Source organism: Pseudarthrobacter sp. LMD1-1-1.1, assembly GCF_040676255.1.
Classification (GTDB): Bacteria; Actinomycetota; Actinomycetes; order Actinomycetales; family Micrococcaceae; genus Arthrobacter.
Window position 1 is genome coordinate 1 of the sequence record NZ_JBEGHP010000020.1, and the last position, 255, is coordinate 255.

The 255-nt window shown below is 66.3% G+C and carries 1 pseudogene; it reads right to left on the bottom strand.

Annotation, left to right across the window (positions count from 1 at the left end):
• Positions 1-45: 45 nt before the first annotated feature.
• Positions 46-255: pseudogene (locus MRBLMD1_RS10565) on the bottom strand (2-amino-4-hydroxy-6-hydroxymethyldihydropteridine diphosphokinase); the annotation flags it as partial.

Below are 255 nucleotides of genomic sequence, written 5' to 3' on the forward strand. Positions count from 1 at the left end.
CAAGGATGACGCAGATCAGCAGCAGGCGCAGCGGGTTGATGGGCTTCATCTCTCCTCCACCGCTCCCGCCGTCGGCATCCCGTCAAAGTCCCCGAACCCGTCGAACGGGGCAAGATCCTTGAAATCTTCCGCCTGGACTGCCAGGGTGCTGATCCGTTCGCCGTTCAGCGTGGCGGCGGGTTCGATGAGCGACCACGGGTAGAGGACGAAAGCGCGTGAGGCCGCCCGGGGGTGGGGGATGGTCAGGGCGGGGTC